This window comes from Mesorhizobium sp. WSM4310, assembly GCF_007003935.1.
Lineage (GTDB): Bacteria > Pseudomonadota > Alphaproteobacteria > Rhizobiales > Rhizobiaceae > Mesorhizobium.
This window is the reverse complement of the sequence record NZ_VFTA01000012.1, coordinates 121441-144742: the sequence shown is the minus strand read 5'-3', so window position 1 is coordinate 144742 and position 23302 is coordinate 121441. Positions and strand designations below refer to the sequence as shown.

Genomic DNA, 23302 nt, shown 5'->3' with positions numbered 1-23302 from the left:
GTGTTTTGCGCGCGATCCGGGTCGACGATTGGGCTTGCCTGACGCGTTCGCCGCGCGATCGGTCGTGGTGCTCGTGCCGTGAGGATTGTACTTGCCAACCCGTGATATGTCGTTCCGTTTAGGCCGATTTCGACCGCCGTTCGAAAGTTTTCCGACGCTGGCACTATGCTTCGGCCCGGTTGGCTTGCACCGGCGCCATCGAGTGCGCCGATGAAATTCAGCCAGGTGGCAGCCGGCCGTTCTCGATGCGCTGGATGCGGTAGCGCATGAGCCGCAGGATACGGCTTTCGAAATTGACGCTCTCGACGCGATCGAACTGCACCTGGGCGCGGTCGTGCCTGGCGAGAATGGCGGCGGTGATCTCGGCCGCCTTGGCCTTGGCCGCAGCGCAATCCGTCCGCGGGTAGGTCGCCTTCAGCGCGTTTTCCAGCTCGCGGCCATAGTTCTTGGCGATCTCGACATGGCGTTCTTCATGGCGCTTGATGTCGGCCGACAGCGTGTCCCAGAACAGCTTCACGTCGGGATCCGCCTTGCGCGGGCGGCGCCATTCCGGAAGGATCACCTTGACCTTGACCGTCACGGCGGCGTCGGCGATCCGGCAGGAGCCAGCCTGCCTGGCGTAGCTGATCCGGGTGGTGAAGGCCATCTGGGTGGCGCCGGGGTGGCGCGAGCCCGTGCTTTTGACCTGCGGCCCATGTTTGGAGAGCTGCGTCTCGATGTCTTCGAGCGTGCTGCCGCCAATGGAAAAATAGCTGTATGTCTTGAGGAGATTGGCCGCGCCCGCCGGAACAGCGGTCACGGCAAGCAGTAGCGCGCAAAGCAGGGATCGTTTCATCATATTGCCTCTTTACCCACCTTGCGTTACGGCCGTTGCCGGCGCAACGGAATTGATCCTTTGCGGATCACACATCGTTGATGAGCCCATGGTTGATGAGCAATGACGGCGAGGCGATGGCAGCTGGCGCATGGACGTTATCTCGACCTTGGCGGCAAGGCCGTGGTCGTCGGCATCCTCAACGTCACTCCCGACAGCTTTTCCGACGGCGGACTGTTCGCTGCGCCCGAAGCGGCGCTGACCCAGGCGCGCCGGATGATCGAGGAAGGGGCACGGATCATCGATGTCGGTGGAGAATCGACCCGGCCGGGTGCCGCCGCCATCTCGGCCAGCGAGGAACAGGCGCGCGTCCTGCCGGTGATCGAGGCGCTGGCGCGCGCCGGTGACGTGCTGATTTCGGTCGACACCTATCGCGCAGACACAGCGCGGCTGGCCGTGGCTGCCGGCGCGCATATCGTCAACGATGTCTGGGGCCTGCAGCGCGAGCCCGACATCGCGCGGGTCGCCGCCGAAACCGGAGCCGGGCTCATCATCATGCATACCGGGCGGGATCGCGAGAAGCTGACCGACGTGATCGCGGACCAGTTTGCGTTCCTGGAAAAATCCCTGGAGATCGCCCGTCGTAACGGCATTGCGGACGATCGCATCGTGCTTGATCCAGGTTTCGGCTTCGCCAAGGAGACGGCTGAGGAAAATCTCGACCTGATGGCGCGGTTTTCCGAGCTCCATGCGCTTGGCTTTCCGCTGATGGCAGGCACCTCGCGAAAACGCTTCATCGGCACCGTCACCGGCCGCGATGCGGCAGACCGGGCGGCCGGAACGGCGGCGACCAGCGTCATTCTCAGGCTCAAGGGCGCGCATCTGTTTCGCGTCCATGATGTCGCAATCAACGTGGACGCGCTGGCCGTGGCGGATGCTATGCTGGCGCTTGAAACCGCCGCATCGGAACGCTGAGCCATGTATGTCATCCGCCTGAAGAACTGCGCTTTCTTTGCACGGCATGGCGTGCTCGACGAGGAGGAAGCCCTTGGCCAGCGTTTCTATGTCGACGCGGTGCTGTCGGTCGAACCCGGGCGCGCGCTTGTCGACGACGCGATCGAGGAAACCGTCAACTACGGCATTGCCTTCACGGTGATCGAGAAGATCATCACCGGGAAGCGGCGCTTCCTGATCGAAGCCCTGGCCATGGAAGTGGCAAAGGCGCTGACGGAGCGGTTTCCGCAGATCAAGAGGGCCGAAATCACCGTGCGCAAGCCGAACGCGCCGGTGCCTGGCGTGCTCGATCATGTCGAGGTGACCGTTGTCTGGCCCGAGTAACACCGTCTTCCTCAGCCTCGGCGGCAATCTGGGTGATCCGGCGGCTTCGATGGCGGCGGCGCTGCGCATTCTCGACGCCGATGCGGGCACGCGCGTCACCGCCGTTTCGTCGCTCTACCGCACACCGCCCTGGGGCAAGCTCGATCAGCCGGATTTCCTCAACGCCGCCGCCGAACTGTCGACCCGGCTCTCGCCGCGGGCGCTGCTCGACCTCTGCCTCGACGCCGAGCGGACGCTGAAGCGGGTGCGCGAGGAGCGCTGGGGGCCGCGCCTGATCGATATCGACATTCTGGTGTTCGGTGACCGCGTCATCCATGAGACCGGTCTGGAAGTGCCTCATCCGCGTATGCTGGAGCGCGCTTTCGTCCTGGCGCCGCTGGCCGAAATCGCGCCGGATCTTGCCGTCGGCGGGAGAAGCGTGTCGGAACGGCTCGGCGCTGTCGACGCCGCCGGAATCGAGCGGTTGCCGTCCGGCCGGGACTGGTGGCTGACCTAGCTATCAGCCGGAAAATCCGCCTTCGTCGAGAAACGCCTGCTCCTGCGGTGTCGTCTCGCGGCCAAGCATCCTGTTGCGATGCGGAAACCGCCCGAAGCGGCGGATGATGTCGCGATGCTCCAGCGCGTATTTCAGGTTGAACTCGGCCCTGGCGGTGTGCAGCTCGACCGAAATGTCCTGGTCGGCAAGGTTTTCCGCATGTTCGAACGGCAAATACAGGAACACGCGGACTTCCGGTTCCAGCGCCAGGTCATGCCCGGCAGCGACCGCCTTATGGGCAAAGTGCTTCGCCAGCGGATCGGTGGCATACATGTGGCCGGTGCCGCGGAAGCAATTGCGCGGAAACTGGTCGAGCAGGATCATCAGCGCCAGCGAACCTTCGGCATGGCCCGACCAGGCGTCGCACTCACGCCGTGCCGCGGCATAGTGCAGGTCGAGAAAGCGATCGCGGAAATCGGCATCGAAAGCGTCGCTCTTCTCGAACCAAGCATCCTCGCCGGCGTCGCGCCAGAATTTGGTGACCGACAGGGCTCCGCTGTCCAATTCCATGCATGATTCCTTGGTTCAATCGGCTGTTTCGGATTTGTGCAGAACGCCAGCCGTCTCCTCGTTGAGGGCCTGACCGGGGCGGCGCGGCGTGGAGAGCGGTGTGGGAATCGGCGTGCCGATATTGCCACGCAGGAAGCGCTGGCCGGCGCGAATGCCTTCGGCGAGCTGGGTTTCGAAGCGGTCGGTGTCGCGACGCCTGACGTCCTCGATCGTTTCCGCCACGTCTTCGGGATCAACGCCAAGCGATTCCAGGGCCGAGCCGCCGAAAACCAGCGCCGATTCGAAGGTCTCGCGCAGCTGATAGTCGACGCCGGCGCGAATGAGCTGCAGCGCGGTGCCGCGGTCGAAAGCCCGGGCAAGCACGGTGAGCAGCGGAAATTCGGCCTTGATCAACTGGGCGATGCGAACGGCCGCATCGGCCTTGTCGACGCAGATCAGCACGGCGCGCGCCCGGCCGGCGCCGGCCGCGTGCAGGATATCCAGCCGGGTGCCATCGCCATAATAGACCTTGAAGCCGAAGTCGGCGGCCGCCTGGATCATCTCGACATCGTTGTCGATGATCGACACATCGATGCCGCGCAGCAGCAGCGGCTGGCTGGCGATCTGGCCGAAGCGGCCGAAACCGATGATCAGCACACTGCCGGTCAGTCCGTCGGCGACGTCGATGCCGTCGAGCGACTGCTCGTCGCGCGGGGTGACATAGCGCAAGGCGATGATCGCCAGCGGCGTCAGCACCATGGAGATGATGACGATCGCCGTCAGCATCGCGTTGGCCTGGTTGTCGATGATGCCGACGGCGGCGGCGGCTGAGTAGAGGACGAAGGCGAATTCGCCGCCTTGCGCCATGAAGACCGCGCGTTCCAAGGCTTCGCGATGGCCGGTCTTGAGGATGCGGGCGACGATGTAGATGCCGAGCGCCTTCATGACCATGTAGGCGACGACATAGATGGCGATCAGCTTCCAGTTCGCGGCGACCACATGCAGGTCGAGCGACATGCCGACCGCAAGGAAGAACAGGCCGAGCAGGATGCCGCGGAACGGCTCGATGTCGGCTTCCAGTTGATGGCGGAAGGTCGATTCCGACAGAAGCACGCCGGCCAGGAACGCGCCCATCGCCATCGACAGGCCGCTGAGCTGCATGGCTAGCGCCGATCCAAGCACCACCAGCAGCGCCGCGGCCGTCATCACCTCGCGGGCACGGGCATCCGCCAGGATGCGGAAGAACGGGTTGAGCAGATAGCGCCCCGCCAGCACAAGTCCGATGATCGCGGCAAGGCCGATGCCGACCTCGGTCAGCCTTTCCGACAGGCTGGTGTCGGCGCCGCCGGGCGCCAGGAACGCGATCAGGGCCAGCAGCGGCACGATGGCCAGATCTTCCAGCAGCAGGATGGAGACGATGCGCTGGCCTTTCGGCGAGGCGATGTCGCCGCGTTCCTCGAGAAGCTGCATGACGATCGCCGTCGAGGTCAGCACGAAACCGGCGCCGGCGACGAAGGATTGCGAGACCGGAAAACCGCCGGCCATTCCCACCCCGGTCAACAGGACAGCGCAGACTCCGACCTGCAGCGCGCCGAGCCCGAAGATTTCGCGCCGCAGGCCCCAAAGCCGCGACGGCTGCATTTCCAGCCCGATGATGAACAGGAACATGACGACGCCGAGTTCGGCGACGTGGAGGATGGCTCCCGATTCGGAAAAGATGCGAAGACCAAACGGGCCGATCACCACGCCGGCCGCCAGATAGCCCAGGATCGAGCCGAGGCCCATTCGTTTGAAGATGGGGACGGCGACGACCCCCGCGGCAAGCAGCGCCACCACCTGAATGAGATCGCCGCCTGATGTTTCCGCTGCCATGCCTCTTGTCCCTATGTCCTTCAGCAGTCCTTGCATGCAGTTGGAGCAGGAGGCAAGGCCAGGGAACCTGCCAGGACGGGTAGGGTGCCGACAAAGTGTGTCCCCTGGTGGGACAACGGTCTCCGCTTGCCCGTCGGACGATTGGTATGTATATTGACGTGATGACTGATCATTCGTCCTGGCCGTCTCCCGCGCCACATATTCCGATGGATGCGCTCAGCGAAGTCCTACAAGACTTTCGCCTGAGTGGCGTCAATTATGGCCGCTGCGAGCTTCGACATCCTTGGAGCATAGAATTTCCGCAACAATCGCTGCTTCGTTTTCACTTTGTCGGTCAGGGTCCATGCTGGATCCACACCGAAGTGCAAGGCTGGCAGCAGCTGCGCGATGGCGATCTGGTGCTGCTGCCACAAGGCATCACCCATCGGCTGGCCAGCGCGCCAGACGTTGCAGGCGGCTCGCTCGATGATTGCCGGGTGACCAAGTTGGGGGGCAACGTCTGCGAAGTCGTACGGGAAGGCACGGGCGCGACAAGCACCCTTTTCTGCGGCTCAATGGCCTTGGGCGCCTATGCGTTGAACCCGTTGATCACGCTGATGCCGCCTATCATCAAGGGTTGCGACGTGGCCGGCAATGACCTGGTCATTGGCCCTTTGCTGGCGGCCATGACCGCGGAGGCCGCGCAACCGCAGATGGGCAGCGCCACCATCTTGTCGCGTATGGCGGACTTGCTGACAGCCCGGCTCATTCGCTGCTGGGTCAATTGCACGGGAGCTTCGACCACCGGTTGGCTCGCCGCCATCCGCGACCCCAATATTGGCCGCGCTCTGGCAGCCATGCACAGAGACCCCGGCCATAACTGGACGCTCGAAAGCCTCGCCAGCCTGGCAGGCCAGTCGCGCTCCATTTTCGCCGAGCGCTTCAGCGCTGTATTGGGAGAAGGCGCGGCACACTATCTCGCCCGTTTGCGCATGCAGCTTGCCCGCGAGTTGTTGGGGCAAAACGGTTTGTCGGTGGCCGAGGTTGCTACCCGCTTGGGCTATGATTCCGAGGCATCCTTCGCTCGCGCCTTCAAGCGCATCACCAATGTCTCCCCTGGCGTTGTGCGCCGCACAATTCCCGGACGAATAGACATGAATTTCGGATTCTAAGATACATTTCATCCGACCGGACTCGGTTATGAAGATCTCCAAACTTTGGAGATACGTCCGTGACAGACACAACATTACAGCTTGAAGACGCGGCGATAGACGTTGATGCGGCTGCGCCGGCCAGGTGGGGCGCAACCACCTGGTTCGCGGTCATTTCATTGGCCGCCACCAGCTTTGCTCTGGTGTCAGCCGAATTTCTGCCGGCAGGTCTGCTGACGCCCCTGGCGCGCGATCTCGGTATCAGTGAAGGAACAGCCGGACAGGTCGTCACCGCCACAGCTTCTGTCGGCGCCGTGACGGCCATGTTGAGCAATGTTCTCATCGGCCGATTGAACCGCAAGGCAGTGCTGGTTGGTCTCAGCGCCTTGGCGGTCGGTTCCAACATTCTTGCGGCGCTGGCGACCGATTTCTGGTTATTGTTGCTGGGTCGGGCCGGACTGGGGATCGCACTCAGCGCTTTCTGGGCACTTTCGGTCGCCGTGGTGGCGAGGCTGGTTGGCGCCAATGCGACTGGGCGGGGCATGGCTATCGTCACCCTCGGCGTCTCGCTCGCAACCATTGCCGCACCGTCGATGGGCGCGTTGATCAGCGACTGGCTGGGTTGGCGCAGCGCCATGGCCATGACAGCGGGGTTGGCCTTGCTTGCCATGCTGCTGCAGTTGCTTAGCCTGCCGTCCTTGCCTGCAACGGCAAGCAATAGTCTTGCAGACGTCCTTCGTCTGACACGGAGACGTGGCGTTCAACTTGGTATGCTTGCCATCCTTTTGCTGATGACGGGACATTTTGCCGGATCGGTCTATGTGCGTCCCTTTCTCGAACATGTGACGCACCTTGCAACCGGGCCAATTGCCCTGGCGTTGCTCGGATTTGGCATCGCCGCGGTGATCGGCAATATTGCCGGTGGCCGCATGGCCGACGCCAATATCCACGTGGCTCTCGTGGTCACCGCCGCATTGATGGCGTTTGCGGCGCTGTCATTGGTGCTTTGGGGCGTGCACATTGGCGTTGCCTTTGGCTTCGCGACGCTGTGGGGCTTCGCCTTCGGCATGGCGCCGGTGGTGTTGCCGACAAATCTGTCTCGCGCAGCGCCGGACGCGCTGGAAGCGGCGGGCAGCCTGATGGTCGCCTCTTTTCAGGTCGCCATCACCATCGGCGCGGTTGTCGGCGGCTATGTCGTGGACACCCATGGCCCTACAGCGCCTTTGACCGTGACTGCCATCCTTGCAGCATCGACAGCCGTATTGGCGATGTTACAGCCGCGCAGCTGAACTTTGCCGCCGCTGACGCGGGCAGCCCGAATCCGGCCCGGACAATATTGCTGACGCGTTACACAAGTTTACGCAATGCGCGCGTTGCTTGTTGCCACAATCGAAGGCTAAGGACGCTCGGCTTCGGCCATTGGAGGGTGAGCGACGATCAAGTCGCGCCCTTTTAAGGAGATGACTGACATGAAGAAGTTTTTGCTTGTTGCCGTCGGCCTGGCGGTGCTTGCGGGTTCGGCCTGTTCGAAGGCGCCGGAATGCACGGCCGAGATCGCGACCAAGAAGGCACAGGATATGGCCGCCGCACTGCAGGAAGCGATCACCAAGGATCCGTCCAAGGCGGCTGACCTGACCGCCAAGGTCCAGGCGGTGACAACCAAGTACCAGGGCACCACGACACTCGCCGACGCCTGCAAGGCGTATGACGAGGTGACGGCCGCCATCAAGGGCTAAGCGCCTTTCGACTGGTTCAAAAGGGGGCGGTGGCGATGGGCCGCCGCCTCTTGCTTTTGCGGATGTGTTTGGGGGTAGGGCGCGATAATGCGCTCAGTTCGGGGCGATGGAGCCGACTTCGACGGCATCGACGCGCTTCAGGCTCATACCAATGACCGGCACCAGCTGATCCTGGACCCGCACGGCAACCGTCACGGTCATCGAATTGTCGTCGGGAATACGGGCTTGCATGACGCCGCGCAGCTGGTTGCGGTTGATGGTGAAGACCACCTTGCGGGCATCGACGACGTTGCCGCCGATGATGTCCAGGCCCGCACCGTCAGCGCCCCCCATGAAGGAACCCTTGTAATCGCGGCCCTTGCGTTCGATCTTGGCCGACATCTGCTGGGTGAACATGCCGACCCGGCAGCCGCCATCCAGAGTCATGCCCATCTTGCCGTCCGGCGTTGAGCCGGTGAAGCTGCAGTTGAATTTCGTGCCCTTGTACTTGCCGGCGACGATTTCGCCCGGGCCGACCCATTTGCCTTCGGCCGACTGGAAGAACTGCTTGTCGGGCTCTGCGGCGGAAGCCTGCGAGGCGAGACCGACGACTGCTGTGATCGCAACGGTCAGGGGCAGGACGCTGGACAGAATTACGCTTTTCATCGACGACACCCGGCAACAAAGAGGCTGTTTGGAACCGGTTCGACCATGAAGAAGATTGGTTAATGCTTCGTCACTGCGGGGCCTCGAAACGGCAATCCGCTCATCGTTAGGAAGAACAGGACGCTATTTGCCGGAGCCCGTGGTTTCGGTGTCCTTCTTCGCGGCAAACGATGTCAATGCCGAGAGGAAATCGCCCAGTCCCGGGCGCTTCGCGGCGCTGAAGGGCAGGGGACGCGCGGTTTCCATCGCCGCGATGCCGATGCGCGCAGTCATCATGCCGTTGACGACGCCCTCGCCAAGCTTGGCCGAAAGCCGTGCCGCCAGGCCATGGCCGACGATCTGCTGGACGAAACTGTCGCCGACGGCGATCGAGCCGGTGACCGCCAGATGTGCCAGCACGCTGCGCGCCAGGCGGAAAAACCCCAGCGTTCCCGGGCGTCCGCCATAGAGTTCCGAGAGACGGCGAATGAGGCGTCCGGCCTCGAACACGACATAGGCGACATCGACGAGCGCGCGCGGGCTGACCGCCGTCACCAGCGAGACGCGTTTGGCGGCTTCGAGAATCATCACCTTGGCCCTGGCATCGAGGGGGCCGAGGATTTCCGCTTCAGCCAGACGCACCAGATTGCCGCCGTCGATGATTTCGCCGCGCAGTTCGGCCAGGGCGCGCCGGCCGGCCGCGGTCTCGGGCTTGGCCGCGACGAAAGCCGAAAGCTCGTCGACCACCGATCGTGCCGCCTTGGGGTCGTCGCGCGCGATGGCGTCGAGCGCGCGTTTTTGCAGTTTCTCGACTTCGGCAAGGCGGGCGATCGCCAGGAATTCGCGAATCATGATCACCACAAGCGCCAATATGGCGATCGCTGCCATGCCGGCGGCCAGCCAACCCAGCCATTCGGCGCGGGCGAAGAGATCGCGAATCAGCTGGTCGGTCCACAGGCCGACAGCCAGCGAAACCAGCACGCCGATCGCGCCGAAGAGGATGCCGCCGAACAACGAGCGTTTCCTGGGGGCGACCGCCGGTGGCGGTTCGGCGGCAACGATGTCGGGTTCGTCGAAGACGTCGACTTCCGCCGGTATGACCAGCGCGACATCGGTCTTCAGCCCGCGGGGTTTGCGCGGGGGCTCGGCCTGCCGCGTCTTTGACGCCTCTTGTGTCGGCGCGGCCTCCGGCTCGATGCGGAAGGCCGCCGGTTTGCGGGGCGCGGTCATGCCAGATGGTCTCCGATCAGGAACTGCAAGGCACGGTCGAGCCTGATATGCGGCAGAGACAGCGTGACACCTTCGGCCGTGCGTTCGAGTTTTGGCGGGCGGAATCGGACAAAGCGGATTGCCGGGTCCGTGGAATCCTGCCTGTGGTCGGGTCCTGAGACGTCGAACACCGCATCAATCTTCTCCGGTAAGTCACCGGGAAATATGGCAGTTTCGGTCTTTCCGTCGAACGTTTCACCGTTGATCTTCTCGCCGGCAATCGGCGTGCCGATGATGACAGGCAACGCCTCACGGCCTTGCTTGACCGTGCCTTCGCGGGTCGCGCGCACCGCCGCCATGGCGACCACGTCGACGTCGGCGCCGGTGAAGTTCGCTCGCGCCACGGCGCGGTCGGCCAGCCGCCGCACGATCGCCTGCAACCGGTCATGGCTTTCGTGGTGCAGGTGATCGGCCTTGGTCGCGGCGACCAGGATGCGATCGATGCGCCGCGAAAAGAGGTCGGTGAGGAAGCTGCCCCGGCCGGGACGAAAGCAGCCGAGGATCTCGGTCACCGCACGCTCGAGGTCGGCCATGGCGCCGGGGCCGGCGTTCAACGCCTGCATGGCGTCGATCAGGACGATCTGGCGGTCCAGACGGGTGATGTGTTCGCGGAAGAAGGGTTTGACGACATGCGTCTTGTAGGCCTCGTAGCGCCTCTCCATCATGGCGTGCAGCGATCCCGGGCGCTGGCGCCTGTCGAGGCCGGCCAGCGGTGCGAAGGTCAGCGCGGGCGAACCTTCGAGGTCGCCAGGCATCAGGAAACGGCCGGGCGGCAGGGTCGAAAGCGCGCGCTCGTCGAGCTTGCAGGCCTTGAGATAGGCCGCGAAGCTTTCGGCGAGGCGGCGGGCGGTCATCTCGTCGGCGTCGGCATTCGGGTCGATTTCCGCCGAGATTGCCCGCCAGTCCCGCGAAAGGTCCTCGCGCACCGGCAAAGTGGCCATCTCCACGGCCTCGCGTGAAAAATCGGCGAAGGATTTGCCGAGCAGCGGCAGGTCGAGCAGCCATTCGCCGGGATAATCGACGATGTCGACCGACAGTTTGCCGGATGAGAACATACGGCTCCAGCCGGAGGCCGATTCGTATTCGATGGTCAGCCGCAGTTCCGAAATAGCGCGCGTGGAATCGGGCCAGGCACGGTCGTTGACCAATGCAGCGATATGATCCTCGTACTGGAAGCGCGGCACGGCGTCGTCGGGCTGCTCTTCCAGGAAGGCGCGGGCGATACGCCCGGATTTCTGTGCCTCGAACAGCGGCAGGCGTCCGACGTGGATCAGATTGTGGACCAGCGCGGAGATGAACACCGTTTTGCCGGCGCGCGAAAGGCCCGTCACACCCAGCCGCAGCGAGGGAGAAAAAAGCCCGGTGGCGCGTCCCGACAGCGTATCGAGGGCAATTCTTGCCTCGTCGGTGAAGGTGGTCAGCGATGATGCCAAAATGTGATCTCTCGGGGCTGCGGTCCGTCCGATATAGGCGTTGGAACCCGGCTTTGAAATGGCGCCGGAAATCGATGCCGAAGCAATTCCAGGAAAGTGCGGAGCGGTTTTCCCGTCCGAAATCGCGCCAAAACAGAGAGTTAGAGATCGGCCGGTGTCAGGAACGCCTCGAGATAACCCGTTTCCTGGGCCGCTTTCGCCAGATCGTCGAGGAAACGCACGACCGCCAGGCCCGAGGTCGGGAACCCATGGTTGAGCATGGCACGCGCCGTCTCGTCGCCATCGCCTGACACTGCCATGGCAAGATCCTCCGTCATCGGATTGTGACCGATGACCAGCAGTGACCCTGGCCCGCCATGTTCCCGGATGAGGCGGAGATAGTCGGCCGCGTCTTCGCTGTAGAGCGTGTCGAAAAACAGCACCTTGCCGGTGTCGGTCTGGCCGGCCAGCCCTTCGAGCGTTTCCTTGGCGCGCCGGGCGTTGGAGCACAATGTCAAATCGGGGACATAGCCACGGGAGCGCATGGCAGCGCCCATCGTCTCGGCATCGGCGCGGCCAGATGCATCAAGCGGTCGATCGAAATCGCGCATGCCGGGCAGCGCCCAGCCAGCCTTGGCGTGCCGCAACAGATAGAGCCTGCTCACCCAACCTCCGATGATGCCGAAGCCGCGGCACGATTAGCCACGAGAAGGGCGCCGCGCACAATGGCCCCTTGTTCTTCCTCGCAAAGAATCATGCGGCACTTTCTCCATCGAATCAGCGACATCTCGCCCCAATGGGTGCCGCGGGGGCACTTTAACAATTGCGTGAGTCGGTGACTGATTGCGCTTGTGCAGGCGTCGGGCGGCGAATATATAAGCGCCAAATTTGGGGCAGTTTGGGTGAGTCGAATGAACGACATCGTTACCGCCGATTACGTACCCTCCGAAGACGAGCCGTTCATGAACGAGCGGCAGAAATCCTACTTCCGCCTGAAGCTCGTCACCTGGAAAAATGACATATTGCGCGAAGCGCGCGAAACTCTCGAAATCCTGCAGCAGGAAAACGCCAACCACCCCGACCTCGCCGACCGCGCCTCTTCCGAGACAGACCGCGCCATCGAGCTCCGGGCTCGCGACCGTCAGCGCAAACTCATCGCGAAGATCGATTCGGCGCTGCAGCGCATCGACGAAGGCACTTACGGCTACTGCGAGGAGACCGGCGAGCCGATCGCGCTGAAACGGCTCGACGCCCGTCCGATAGCCACCTTGTCGATCGAAGCGCAGGAACGGCATGAGCGCCGCGAAAAAGTCTATCGCGACGACTGACGCATTGCTTCTGGACTGCATCTCAAGGCAGTTACAAGTGAAGTCATTGTCAAAAATGGCCGGGCTTTCCGGCCATTTTTGTTGGTTGTATCACAAATCCGTTGCAGCAAGCGAAAGCAAACCCCGGCCGGCGGGGCGCCTCAGGCGCCAATCATTTCTTCTGGCTTGAAAGTTCGCCTAGAAGCCTGGTCATTTCATCGTCGAGCGATTGCGGCGCCTTGGCCACCGGTTTGCCAACAGGACCACCGGAGCGCGGCTGGTCGAGCGAAACCTCCAGGTCCTTCATCAGCTCGTCGTCGATACTGCTCTGCGGTGGCGATGGCGCGTGCCTGACGGCATTGGCGTTGGCTGAGCCATAGGCAGGCAGCGGCGTGACGTTGGTCGATTGATGGGGTTGCGCCGGTTTCGGTGCGGGGGTTGGGGCTGGTGGTGGCGCTGCCGGGCGCTGGCGGGCAGGCGGCGGCGCCGCGGTCGCCGGCTGCGGCGCCGGTCGTGCCGGTGCGGGAGCCGGCTGAGGCGGCCGCGGTTTTGCCGCCGGGGCCGCGGTGGCCGGGACAGGTTGCAGACCACTATCTCCGGTCAGCGCTGGACGGCGCGGTGCGGCAAGGCGTATGTCGCGTTCGACGACGACGTCGGTCGGGCCGCCGATCAGCAGCAGATGTTCGATATCGTCGCGGCGCACCAGCACCAGCCGGCGATGGCTGTCGACGGCGGTGGCGTCCATGACGGCCAGCCGCGTCTTGCGGTTCCGGCCACCGGCGACGAACGTGCCGAAAGTCAGGTTGCGAACGAGCCTGACGATGACGAGCACGATGACCAGCAGGATCAGCGCCGCGAAGGTCCACAGGAGTGCCGCCGCATAACCAGGGCCCGCCACGCTATCCAGCCACTGCATTGGTTTCCCCTGATCGGTTTTGGAAAGTGACGCGACACTAGACCGTTGCGGCTGGCCACCGCAAGTTGCCTTTCACGCATCGTGAACAGCTTGAAACACTGGGAAGGCCGGCCGGCATCATTTTTATCTGACATTTGCCGCCCGGGCCTTTTCCGGACTGGGAGAATGTGATTCAACCGGCTAAAGCGGGTCGCGCTGAAGCGGATTCACGCGAGGCGCGCTAGGGCCTTGTTTTTGTGCATGTCGTTTTCCCAAAACCGAAGTCACTTTTGGGCGACATGCATCAGGGGCGGGTGTCGGAACGTCGGACTTCACGAGCAGGGGGCATATGGCCAAGGAAGCGCGCGGCGATTTCTATCCGGTACCGATCGTCGACCAGAACACGCGACCGGGCGCGGTCACCCGGCTCATCATCTTCATCGTCGTTCTGACGGGGGCCGCGATCGTCTTCGGCCTGTTCCGCGAGCGCCTTGGGGACCCCTTCCTGCTCGGCATGCTTGGCGTGCTGGCGATGATCGGCGTCGGCTTCCTGTTTGCGACCGCGATCGGCTTCGTGCAGGTCACGCCGCGCTCGACCGGCGATGAACTGTCCAAGGCTTTCGTCGATTCGATGGCGCAGGGCCTGCTCGTGACGGACACCAAGGGCCGCGTCGTCTACGCCAACCGTGCCTATGCCGACATGACCGGAGCTTCCTCGGCCGCCGACCTCAAGACGGTCGAAGGGCTGCTTTCGGATGTTCCCGAGGCCTCGGTGACGATTTACCGGCTGGCCTCCGGCCTGCGTGACGGGCAGCCGGGCGACGGCGAGTTTCGGCTGGCGCAGTCGATCCGGCCCGGCGCCGAACCGGGCGCCCGCTGGTACCGGGCGCGCGCCCGCACCTTCAACGTTCCGGGCCAGCGCTTGCCGATGCTGGCCTGGCAACTCGCCGACATTTCGCAGGAGCGGGCCGAGCAGGAGCGTTTCTTCCTCGATCTGCAGAAGGCCATCGATCACCTGGACCACGCCCCGGCCGGCTTCTTTTCCGCCGACCAGGACGGTCGCGTCACCTACATCAACGCCACGCTCGCGGAGTGGCTGGGCATCGATCTTGCCAGCTTCACACCCGGCGCGGTGACCTTGCCGGATATCGTTGCCGGCGACGGCATGGCTTTGGTGCGCTCGGTCAAGGCCGACCCCGGCACGACGCGCAACGCGGTCATCGATCTCGATTTGACGACGATGACGGGAGAGGCGCTGCCGGTGCGCTTCATGCATCGCGTTTCGGCCAGCCGCGAAGGTCTCGGGGGTCCGACACGCACGATCGTGCTCAACCGCACGCAAGGCGAGGATGCCTCGGCCGATCTGCGCGCCTCGGAAGTGCGCTTCACCCGCTTCTTCAACTCGACGCCGATGGCGATCGCGGGTGTCGATGCCAGCGGGCGCATCCTGCGCACCAACGCCCCCTTCCTGTCGCTGTTTTCCTCGGTCGTCGACCGGGACGCCGTGGATCGCCGTGTGCGGCTCGATACGGTGATCCACGAGCGAGAGCGTCCGGCCTTTGCCGCCGCATTCGAGAAGGCCCGGCAGCGGCAGGCCGACATCGAGCCGATCGACACCGTGCTGCCCGGCAACGAGGAGCGGCACATCCGTTTCTACGTCAATGCCGTCGCCGACGGCACCGGCGGCGAGGGCGCAGAGGAATCGGCCATCGTCTACGCCGTCGAGACGACCGAGCAGAAGGCGCTCGAAGGGCAGATGGCGCAAAGCCAGAAGATGCAGGCAGTCGGGCAACTCGCGGGCGGCATCGCCCACGACTTCAACAATGTGCTGACCGCCATCATCATGGCGTCGGACCTGCTTTTGACCAATCACCGGCCGTCGGACCCGTCCTTCCCCGACATCATGAACATCAAGCAGAACGCCAATCGGGCGGCTTCACTGGTCAGGCAGTTGCTGGCCTTCTCGCGCAAGCAGACGCTGCGGCCGGAAGTGCTGAACCTCACCGACGTGCTCGCCGATCTCAGGATGCTGCTTGCCCGTCTGGTCGGCAACGACATCAAGCTGAAGATCGACCACGGCCGTGACCTGTGGCCGGTCAAGGTCGATATCGGCCAGTTCGAGCAGGTGGTGGTCAATCTGGCGGTCAATGCGCGCGACGCCATGCCCGCCGGCGGCGACCTCACCGTGCGCACCCGTAACGTCGCCGCCGAGGAGTGCAAGACCTTCTCCTATCGCGAACTGGCCGCGGCCGACTATGTCGTGGTCGAGGTCGAAGACACCGGCAGCGGCATCGCGCCGGATGTGCTGAAGAAGATCTTCGAGCCGTTCTTCACCACCAAGGAGGTCGGCAAGGGCACTGGCCTCGGCCTGTCCATGGTCTACGGCATCATCAAGCAGACCGGCGGCTTCATTTTCTGCGATTCCGAGGTAGGCAAGGGATCGACCTTCCGCATCTTCCTGCCGCGCCATATCGCGGAAGCGAAAAAGGCGGCCGAACCCGGGGAAACCCCGAGTGCCGCGCCGGTCAAGCCGGTCGACAGCACCAAGGACCTGTCGGGGTCAGCCACGGTGCTGCTGGTCGAGGACGAGGATGCCGTGCGCATGGGCGGCATGCGGGCGCTGACCTCGCGTGGCTATACGGTGCATGAGGCATCCTCCGGCGTCGAGGCGCTGGAAGTATTCGAAGCCCTGGGCGGCAAGGTCGACATCGTCGTTTCGGATGTCGTCATGCCGGAAATGGACGGGCCGACCCTGCTTGGCGAGTTGCGCAAGCGCCAGCCGGATATCAAGTTCGTGTTCGTATCGGGCTATGCCGAGGACGCCTTCGCCAGGAACCTACCAGCCGACGCGCATTTCGGCTTCCTGCCGAAGCCGTTCTCGCTCAAGCAGCTGGCGACGATCGTCAAGGATATGCTGGAGTCCTAATTTAGCTTTCTCCCATGGTCTGCCTTACACAACGCCCCGACAGCGCCATGATTGCGGGCGAGAGGGTAGTCGGGCTTGGGGGAGCAGCGATTGACGCCACACATAGAGGCAGGCAAGGGCGATTACGCCGAAACGGTGCTGTTGCCGGGCGACCCGCAGCGCGCCGAATGGATGGCGCAGACATTTCTCGAGGCGCCACGCTGCGTCAATCGCAGGCGGGGTGCTTTCGGCTTTACCGGCCTTTATCGCGGCCGGCCCATCAGCATCCAGGCAACGGGTATCGGGGTTTCGTCGTTCCTGATCTATACCCATGAATTGCTCGACTATTATGGCGCCCGAACATTGATCCGCACCGGGACCTGCGGCGGCCTGAGCGCCGAGGTAAAGCTGCGCAGCCTGGTGATCTCGCAATCGGCACGGCCGGAAAACAAGCAAAGCGGCCAGGTCTTTGGCCTTTATGAGGCTGACGCCGGCCCGGATCCGGCGTTGCTCTCCTGCGCCTTGGCCAAGGCAGCAGAACTCGGCATCGACCACCATGCCGGCCCGACAGTCTGCACCGACATATTCCATCATCCTGAAACGCACACCCGATATGCCGAGGCAAGGGCACTCGGAGCGCTGGCCGTGGATATGGAGACCAGCGCGCTCTATCGCGTCGCGGCGCATTTCGGCGCGAGGGCGTTATCGCTGCTGACCGTTGTCGACAATCTGGTTACCGGCGAACAGGCCGACTATTCCGAACGCCAGGCGCTTTTCACCGATATGAGCCGGCTGGCGCTCGAGGTTGCCGCAGCGGCGCGCTAAAGCGCTTCCGGTGAAAGCAGAATCGCCTTCAAGCAGTTCGGCGTGACCGTCGCCGGTGATTGCCGTCTTCCCGGACCGCTGTGCGGAGCGCGCCAGGCGCTCCGCATTTTTGTCGGATATAGGTCAGGCGCCGACCGGCAGGCCGTCCATGCGGCGGATGGCGACCACTGACGGCCTCGGCGGCTGGCCGTCCCTGAAATCGGGCCACAATGTTTGCGCCTTGTCGAGCGTCTCGGCGTCTTCCGCGGGGTGCTGGACCGACAGGAACAAGGTCGTGCCATCCGGCGTGAGATGACACGAGAAGGCGGACACGGGTTGCGGGCCGTACGGCGGCGCCGTTCCAGGGCAGGCCTACGGATTGCTCCGCCGGGTGCAGGTCGAGGCGGTGAAGGCGCCGTCGGGTTGCTTCATGATGATGTCGAAGGAGGGCGGGTTCTGGCCATCCAGCGTTGCCTGGGTCATCGACAGCGAGTTGCCGCCCGTGGTGTAGCCGCCGAGCGGTCCCAGCCAGGAGATCTCGCCGTTTGCATTCATCTGATAATTGTAAGCCTGCTGGGCGGTTCCGAAGGTTACCGGGCCGGTATAGACGTTCCCCTTGATGGTGATGTTGCCGAGGTCGAGGAACATGCCGAGCAGGTAGACTTCGCAGTGATAGGTGCCGTCAGGCATCTTGCCGTCGCTGAAGTCGGCCTGTGCAGCGCCGGTCGCTGCCGCCAGAAGCGCTATGCCGATAAAAATGCGTGAAATCAGGGATGTCATGACGTCGCTCGGTTGAGCAGAGAGCTTGCCCTATTTTTGCGCTGTGCTGCAACTTCATAGCCCCCACCTCGCACGTTGAGGCCAAAATCTAGGCATTTGGCGAAATTGGGCAAAAATTAGGCAGCTGCTATATGCGCTGCGCAAATTTCTCTCAACCAATTTTTAACCGGCTCTCTTAGATTTGTTCAATCTAATATAGTAAATGATTGATAATGTTTATTATTGGCCGTTTTTCAGCGTCCCGGCGGCGGTTGGCATGGGGGTTGCATTGTATTGTTGCGGTGCAATCAACCAGCGTGGGAGACTTCCGTATGAGGGGTAATTTCTCGACAATAACAAAAATGTTTTCGGCGAGCGTCGTTGCCGCCGGCCTGTTGATGTCGGCTCCCGCCAGGGCGGCCGACGATACGATCAAGGTCGGCATTCTCCATTCGCTGTCGGGGACCATGGCGATTTCGGAGACGACGCTGAAGGACGCCATGCTGATGCTCATCGATGAGCAGAACGCCAAGGGCGGCCTGCTCGGCAAGAAGCTTGAAGCCGTCGTCGTCGATCCGGCTTCCAACTGGCCGCTGTTCGCCGAAAAGGCGCGCGAGCTGATTTCGAAGGACAAGGTCGCGGCGGTGTTCGGCTGCTGGACCTCGGTGTCGCGCAAGTCGGTGCTGCCGGTGTTCTCCGAGCTCGACAACATCCTGTTCTATCCCGTCCAGTATGAGGGCGAGGAAAGCGAGCGCAACGTGTTCTACACGGGTGCGGCTCCGAACCAGCAGGCCATTCCGGCCGTCGACTATCTGATGAGCAAGGACGGCGGTTCGGTGAAGCGTTGGGTGCTGGAAGGCACCGACTACGTTTATCCGCGTACCACCAACAAGATCCTCGAGGCCTATCTGAAGTCCAAGGGCGTCGCTGCCGAAGACATCATGACCAACTATACGCCGTTCGGCTTCTCCGACTGGCAGACCGAAGTTTCTGCGATCAAGAAGTTCGGTTCTGCCGGCAAGAAGACCGCCGTCGTTTCGACCGTCAATGGTGACGCCAACGTGCCATTCTACAAGGAACTCGGCAACCAGGGCATCAAGGCCGAGGACATTCCGGTCATGGCCTTCTCCGTCGGTGAGGAAGAGCTTGCCGGTCTCGACACCAAGCCGCTGGTCGGCCATCTCGCCGCCTGGAACTATTTCGAGAGCGTCAACACGCCCGAGAACAAGAAGTTCATCTCCGATTGGCACAAGTTCATCAAGAACAACAAGCGCACCACCAACGACCCGATGGAAGCCCATTATATCGGCTTCAATATGTGGGTGAAGGCGGTTGAAAAGGCCGGCACCACCGATCCGGACAAGGTCATCGATGCCATGATCGGCGTTTCGGTGCCGAACCTGACCGGCGGCTATTCGACGATGATGCCAAACCACCACATCACCAAGCCGGTGCTGATCGGCGAAATCCAGGCCAATGGCCAGTTCGAAACGGTTTCGAAGACACCGGGTCTGGTGATGGGCGATGAATGGTCCGATTACCTGCCGGATTCCAAGGACCTGATCTCCGATTGGCGCAAGCCTCTGTCCTGCGGCAACTTCAACGTTGCTACCGGCAAGTGCGGCGGCAAGGGAACGAACTGACCTCCCAGGTCTGGACTGTTGGGTCCATGACCAGACCGCAGCGTCCGGACGGTTTCCTCCGCCGTCCGGACGTCCAATTCAAACCTTCAAGGGGTTAACATAAGCCGATGACCTTGATCCGCGCGGGCCTGACACTGCTGTTCCTGCTGACGACGCTGTCGTCTTCGGGCGCCGCGGAAGCCGACCTGCGTGGCATCATCGCCAAGTTCGCTACGGTAACGGACTTTTCTGAGACGGGAGCTGTCGTCCAAGAATTGACAGCCACAGGGGATTCCGCTGTCGAACGGCCGCTTGCTGCATTGGCTGACGGCAATCTTTACATTCGCACCGCCGACTCGATGGTTTTTGTCGGCAAGGAAGGCGATGAAGGCGTCCAGCTTTTTGACCCGCTGAGCGGCGAGGCAGCTGGCGAGGCCTCCGAGGACGACATAACCAAGATCACTGTCAACAACACCTTGCGCCGCGCCATCCGTGATGCATTGGGCACGTTGACGCTTGGTTCCAAGGATCCGACCGTTCGCATCGCCGCGGCCGACACCATGTTCAAGACACCGGACGCCGCCAATATCGAACCGCTCGACGCAGCGATCGCCAGTGAAAGCGTGGCGAGCGTCAAGGCTTTGCTAGAGCAGGCGCGTGGCGCTTCCATACTGGTTTCAGACAAGCCTGATGCAGACAAGCTCGCCGCAATCGCGCTGATCGGTGCGCGTGGCGACCGTAATGCGGTTTCGCTACTCACCTCCGTCGAGGCCAACGCCTCCGGAGCGGTTAAGGAAGCGGCGACGGCCGCAATCGCAAGCATTAATTCAACGCTCGCCATCTGGGATGCCGGGCAGAACATCTGGTATGGCATTTCGCTGGGGTCGGTGCTGCTGCTCGCGGCGATCGGGCTCGCCATCACCTTCGGCGTCATGGGCGTCATCAACATGGCGCATGGCGAGATGGTCATGCTCGGCGCCTACACGACCTTCGTTGTCCAGCAAGTGATCCGCACATCCTTTCCCGGCCTGTTCGACTGGTCGCTGGTCATTGCGCTGCCGCTTGCCTTCCTGGTCGCCGCACTCGTTGGCCTCGCCATCGAACGCGGCGTCATCCGCTTCCTCTACGGACGGCCGCTGGAGACGCTGCTGGCGACCTGGGGCGTGTCGCTGATCCTGCAGCAGGCGGTGCGCTCGATCTTCGGGCCGACCAACCAGGAGGTCGGCAACCCCTCCTGGATGTCGGGTTCGTTCGATATCGGCCAGCTGGCCATCACCTGGAACCGGCTGTGGATCCTGGTCTTCGCGCTCACCGTCTTCGGCGTCCTGCTCTATGTGATGAAGCGCACGCCCTGGGGACTGCAGATGCGCGCCGTCACCGCCAACCGGCGCATGGCGGCCTCGATGGGCATCAGGACGCCATGGGTCGACGCGCTGACCTTCGCGCTCGGATCCGGCATCGCCGGCATTGCCGGCGTCGCACTCAGCCAGATCGACAATGTCTCGCCCAATCTCGGCCGCGGCTACATCATCGACAGCTTCATGGTCGTCGTCTTCGGCGGCGTCGGCAATCTCTGGGGCACGCTGGTCGGCGCCTTTTCGCTGGGCATCGTCAACAAGTTCCTCGAGCCTTATGCCGGCGCCGTGCTCGGCAAGATCGTCGTGCTGGTGCTGATCATCCTGTTCATCCAGAAGCGCCCGCGCGGCCTGTTCGCCCTCAAGGGCAGGGCGGTGGAAGCATGATCACGGGACGCTTCTTCGCCGCCGGCGCCGACCGCCGCATCGCCATCACCATCTTCATCCTGCTGGCCGCGGCCATTATCGTGCCGCTGCTCAACCTTGCGGTGTCGCCAACCAGCGCCTTCTACGTCCCGGCCTATATCGTGGCGCTGACCGGCAAATATCTCTGCTATGCGCTGCTGGCGCTCGCGCTCGACCTGGTCTGGGGCTATTGCGGCATCCTTTCGCTCGGCCACGGCGCCTTCTTCGCGCTCGGCGGCTATGCGATGGGCATGTATCTGATGCGCCAGATCGGTTCGCGCGGCGTCTATGGCAACCCGATCCTGCCTGATTTCATGGTGTTCCTGAACTACAAGGAATTGCCGTGGTTCTGGCATGGCTTCGATCATTTCTGGTTTGCGGCGATCATGGTGCTGGCGGTGCCCGGCCTGCTCGCCTTCGTCTTCGGCTGGTTCGCCTTCCGCAGCCGCGTCACCGGCGTCTATCTCTCCATCATCACCCAGGCGATGACCTATGCGCTGCTGCTCGCCTTTTTCCGCAACGATATGGGTTTCGGCGGCAATAACGGCCTGACTGATTTCAAGGACATTCTTGGTTTCAACGTGCAAGCCGACGCAACGCGTTCGGCGCTGTTCGCCGCCAGCGCGGTGATGCTGGCGCTCGCCGTGTTCATCACCTGGGCGATCGTCGGCTCCAAATACGGCAAGCTCCTGATGGCGGTGCGCGATGCCGAAAGCCGCACGCGCTTCCTCGGCTGGCGGGCGGAGAATGTGAAACTGTTCGCCTTCACCGTCTCGGCGGTCATGGCCGGCATTGCCGGCGCGCTCTATGTGCCGCAAGTCGGAATCATCAATCCCGGCGAGTTCGAACCGTCCAATTCGATCGAGGTGGTGATCTGGGCCGCCGTCGGCGGACGTGGCACCATTGTCGGGCCGATCATCGGAGCGCTGCTGGTCAATGCTGGCAAATCCTGGTTCACCGGCGTGCTGCCGGAATTGTGGCTGTTTGCGCTGGGCGGCCTGTTCGTTGCCGTCACCTTGCTCTTGCCAAAGGGCATCATCGGCATGTGGGACAGCTGGGGCGGCAATGCGAAGGCGTTGCGCGCGGCCTCCGTCGCTGAAGAGGCCGCCACCAAGGTTGCAATGCCGTCCGCGACCTCGAAGCCCGCTCGCTCGCCGGCGAGGAATCCGGGCGAATGGTCCTTGTCCGACCCTGAACCGCAGGCGGCGGAGTAGCGACCATGAGCAAGTCGAACACCATGCTCTATCTCGACGGCGTCTCGGTCTCCTTCGACGGTTTTCGCGCCATCAACAATTTGTCGCTCGTGCTCGACAAGGGCGAGATGCGCGCCATCATCGGCCCCAACGGCGCCGGCAAGACGACGATGATGGACATCGTCACCGGCAAGACGCGGCCCGACGAGGGCGAAGTGTTCTTCGACGGCCAGGTGGATCTCACCAGGCATGACGAGGCCGAGATCGCCATGATGGGCATAGGCCGCAAGTTCCAGAAACCGACAGTCTTCGAAAGCCACACGATCGAGGACAATCTGATGCTGGCGCTGAAGGGGCCGCGTTCGATCTTCCCGGCGCTGTTCAACCGCCGCTCTGCGGCCGAGGCGCGGCAGATCGACGACATTCTCGGCATTATCCGGCTGGGCAACAAGCGCCACGAGCTGGCCGCCAATCTCAGCCACGGCCAGAAACAGTGGCTGGAGATCGGCATGCTGCTGGCGCAGGACCCGAAGCTGCTTTTGGTCGACGAGCCGGTCGCGGGCATGACCGATGCCGAAACCGAGGAGACGGCGCGGCTGCTCAAGGACATTGCGCGCGACCATTCCGTCATCGTCGTCGAGCACGACATGCATTTCGTTCGCGAACTCGGCGTCAAGGTCACCTGCCTGCACGAGGGCTCGGTGCTGTCGGAAGGCACACTCGATTTCGTCTCGGCCGACGAGCGCGTCGTCGAAGTCTATCTGGGGAGATGACCATGGTCTGGCGGGTGCAGTTTCATCGCTTCGATCTGTCGTTTCTCCGGTTCTGGAGAAGGCGC

General features: G+C 63.1%; 23 protein-coding genes. 13 read left to right on the top strand and 10 right to left on the bottom strand.

Annotation, left to right across the window (positions count from 1 at the left end; all coding sequences use genetic code 11):
- Positions 1-217: 217 nt before the first annotated feature.
- The gene (locus FJV80_RS15655) at positions 218-838 is read right to left on the bottom strand and encodes a DUF922 domain-containing Zn-dependent protease (RefSeq protein ID WP_095775357.1); all 621 of its coding nucleotides are present in this window, start codon (positions 836-838) and stop codon (positions 218-220) included.
- 99 nt (positions 839-937) lie between these two features.
- On the opposite strand from FJV80_RS15655, the gene folP reads away from it, so the two are divergent.
- Genes folP through folK form a run of 3 tightly spaced genes read left to right on the top strand, consistent with a single transcriptional unit; the run spans position 938 to position 2648 of the window.
- Positions 938-1789 (top strand): dihydropteroate synthase, encoded by an 852-nt coding sequence (gene folP / locus FJV80_RS15650; protein WP_095775358.1) that lies wholly within the window; start codon positions 938-940, stop codon positions 1787-1789.
- Positions 1790-1792: 3 nt separating this feature from the next.
- Positions 1793-2152 (top strand): dihydroneopterin aldolase, encoded by a 360-nt coding sequence (gene folB, locus FJV80_RS15645; RefSeq protein WP_095775359.1) that lies wholly within the window; start codon positions 1793-1795, stop codon positions 2150-2152.
- Positions 2136-2648: a 2-amino-4-hydroxy-6-hydroxymethyldihydropteridine diphosphokinase gene (gene folK, locus FJV80_RS15640; protein WP_142876845.1), complete on the top strand. Its 513-nt coding sequence runs from the start codon at positions 2136-2138 to the stop codon at positions 2646-2648. Before folB ends, folK begins: the two co-directional genes overlap by 17 nt.
- Positions 2649-2651: 3 nt before the next feature.
- Here folK and FJV80_RS15635 read toward each other — a convergent pair whose 3' ends face one another.
- Both FJV80_RS15635 and FJV80_RS15630 read right to left on the bottom strand, forming a co-directional pair.
- Positions 2652-3197 carry a DUF924 family protein gene (locus FJV80_RS15635; protein ID WP_095775361.1) on the bottom strand — a complete coding sequence of 182 codons (546 nt, stop codon included), beginning with the start codon at positions 3195-3197 and terminating at the stop codon, positions 2652-2654.
- 15 nt (positions 3198-3212) lie between these two features.
- Entirely contained in the window at positions 3213-5048 is a 1836-nt protein-coding gene (locus tag FJV80_RS15630) for a monovalent cation:proton antiporter-2 (CPA2) family protein (protein WP_142876844.1), read from the bottom strand.
- Positions 5049-5209: 161 nt separating this feature from the next.
- On the opposite strand from FJV80_RS15630, the gene FJV80_RS15625 reads away from it, so the two are divergent.
- The 3 genes from FJV80_RS15625 (at position 5210) to FJV80_RS15615 (ending at position 7914) form a co-directional block, all read left to right on the top strand.
- The gene (locus tag FJV80_RS15625) at positions 5210-6199 is read left to right on the top strand and encodes an AraC family transcriptional regulator (RefSeq protein WP_185975215.1); all 990 of its coding nucleotides are present in this window, start codon (positions 5210-5212) and stop codon (positions 6197-6199) included.
- 59 nt (positions 6200-6258) lie between these two features.
- Positions 6259-7467 (top strand): MFS transporter, encoded by a 1209-nt coding sequence (locus FJV80_RS15620; protein WP_142876842.1) that lies wholly within the window; start codon positions 6259-6261, stop codon positions 7465-7467.
- A gap of 180 nt (positions 7468-7647) precedes the next feature.
- A complete protein-coding gene (locus FJV80_RS15615; RefSeq protein WP_019858327.1) occupies positions 7648-7914 on the top strand; it encodes a hypothetical protein in 267 nt (88 codons plus the stop codon).
- Between the two features lie 93 nt (positions 7915-8007).
- Here the strand turns inward: FJV80_RS15615 and FJV80_RS15610 are convergent, their stop codons facing one another.
- The 4 genes from FJV80_RS15610 to FJV80_RS15595 all read right to left on the bottom strand — a co-directional run bounded on the left by FJV80_RS15610 (position 8008) and on the right by FJV80_RS15595 (position 11884).
- Entirely contained in the window at positions 8008-8559 is a 552-nt protein-coding gene (locus tag FJV80_RS15610) for a hypothetical protein (RefSeq protein ID WP_142876841.1), read from the bottom strand.
- A gap of 123 nt (positions 8560-8682) precedes the next feature.
- A complete protein-coding gene (locus tag FJV80_RS15605; protein ID WP_142876840.1) occupies positions 8683-9768 on the bottom strand; it encodes a YcjF family protein in 1086 nt (361 codons plus the stop codon).
- The gene (locus FJV80_RS15600) at positions 9765-11240 is read right to left on the bottom strand and encodes a YcjX family protein (RefSeq protein WP_142876839.1); all 1476 of its coding nucleotides are present in this window, start codon (positions 11238-11240) and stop codon (positions 9765-9767) included. The genes FJV80_RS15605 and FJV80_RS15600 overlap by 4 nt, the downstream gene beginning before the upstream one ends.
- Positions 11241-11380: 140 nt before the next feature.
- Positions 11381-11884 carry a histidine phosphatase family protein gene (locus tag FJV80_RS15595; protein WP_142876838.1) on the bottom strand — a complete coding sequence of 168 codons (504 nt, stop codon included), beginning with the start codon at positions 11882-11884 and terminating at the stop codon, positions 11381-11383.
- 246 nt (positions 11885-12130) lie between these two features.
- Between FJV80_RS15595 and dksA the strand changes: the two genes are divergently transcribed.
- Positions 12131-12547 carry an RNA polymerase-binding protein DksA gene (gene dksA / locus FJV80_RS15590; protein ID WP_010909647.1) on the top strand — a complete coding sequence of 139 codons (417 nt, stop codon included), beginning with the start codon at positions 12131-12133 and terminating at the stop codon, positions 12545-12547.
- A 151-nt stretch (positions 12548-12698) separates the two neighbouring features.
- Here the strand turns inward: dksA and FJV80_RS15585 are convergent, their stop codons facing one another.
- Positions 12699-13442 carry a flagellar biosynthetic protein FliO gene (locus FJV80_RS15585; protein ID WP_095775369.1) on the bottom strand — a complete coding sequence of 248 codons (744 nt, stop codon included), beginning with the start codon at positions 13440-13442 and terminating at the stop codon, positions 12699-12701.
- 328 nt (positions 13443-13770) lie between these two features.
- Between FJV80_RS15585 and FJV80_RS15580 the strand changes: the two genes are divergently transcribed.
- A complete protein-coding gene (locus tag FJV80_RS15580) occupies positions 13771-16347 on the top strand; it encodes a PAS domain-containing sensor histidine kinase (RefSeq protein WP_142876837.1) in 2577 nt (858 codons plus the stop codon).
- Between the two features lie 90 nt (positions 16348-16437).
- A complete protein-coding gene (locus FJV80_RS15575; RefSeq protein WP_142876836.1) occupies positions 16438-17151 on the top strand; it encodes a DeoD-type purine-nucleoside phosphorylase in 714 nt (237 codons plus the stop codon).
- A 123-nt stretch (positions 17152-17274) separates the two neighbouring features.
- Here FJV80_RS15575 and FJV80_RS15570 read toward each other — a convergent pair whose 3' ends face one another.
- On the bottom strand, positions 17275-17463 hold the full coding sequence (locus FJV80_RS15570) for a hypothetical protein (RefSeq protein ID WP_095775371.1): 189 nt from the start codon (positions 17461-17463) through the stop codon (positions 17275-17277).
- A gap of 39 nt (positions 17464-17502) precedes the next feature.
- Positions 17503-17910, bottom strand: coding sequence for a hypothetical protein (locus tag FJV80_RS15565; protein ID WP_142876835.1), 408 nt, complete (start codon positions 17908-17910; stop codon positions 17503-17505).
- Between the two features lie 341 nt (positions 17911-18251).
- Between FJV80_RS15565 and urtA the strand changes: the two genes are divergently transcribed.
- The 4 genes from urtA to urtD all read left to right on the top strand — a co-directional run bounded on the left by urtA (position 18252) and on the right by urtD (position 23237).
- Positions 18252-19532, top strand: a complete 1281-nt coding sequence (gene urtA / locus FJV80_RS15560; protein ID WP_245318325.1) for an urea ABC transporter substrate-binding protein — start codon at positions 18252-18254, stop codon at positions 19530-19532.
- A 107-nt stretch (positions 19533-19639) separates the two neighbouring features.
- A complete protein-coding gene (gene urtB / locus FJV80_RS15555) occupies positions 19640-21253 on the top strand; it encodes an urea ABC transporter permease subunit UrtB (RefSeq protein WP_095789695.1) in 1614 nt (537 codons plus the stop codon).
- Positions 21250-22485 (top strand): urea ABC transporter permease subunit UrtC, encoded by a 1236-nt coding sequence (gene urtC, locus FJV80_RS15550; RefSeq protein WP_095793713.1) that lies wholly within the window; start codon positions 21250-21252, stop codon positions 22483-22485. The genes urtB and urtC overlap by 4 nt, the downstream gene beginning before the upstream one ends.
- A gap of 5 nt (positions 22486-22490) precedes the next feature.
- Positions 22491-23237 carry an urea ABC transporter ATP-binding protein UrtD gene (gene urtD, locus FJV80_RS15545; protein WP_095775376.1) on the top strand — a complete coding sequence of 249 codons (747 nt, stop codon included), beginning with the start codon at positions 22491-22493 and terminating at the stop codon, positions 23235-23237.
- Positions 23238-23302: the final 65 nt, after the last annotated feature.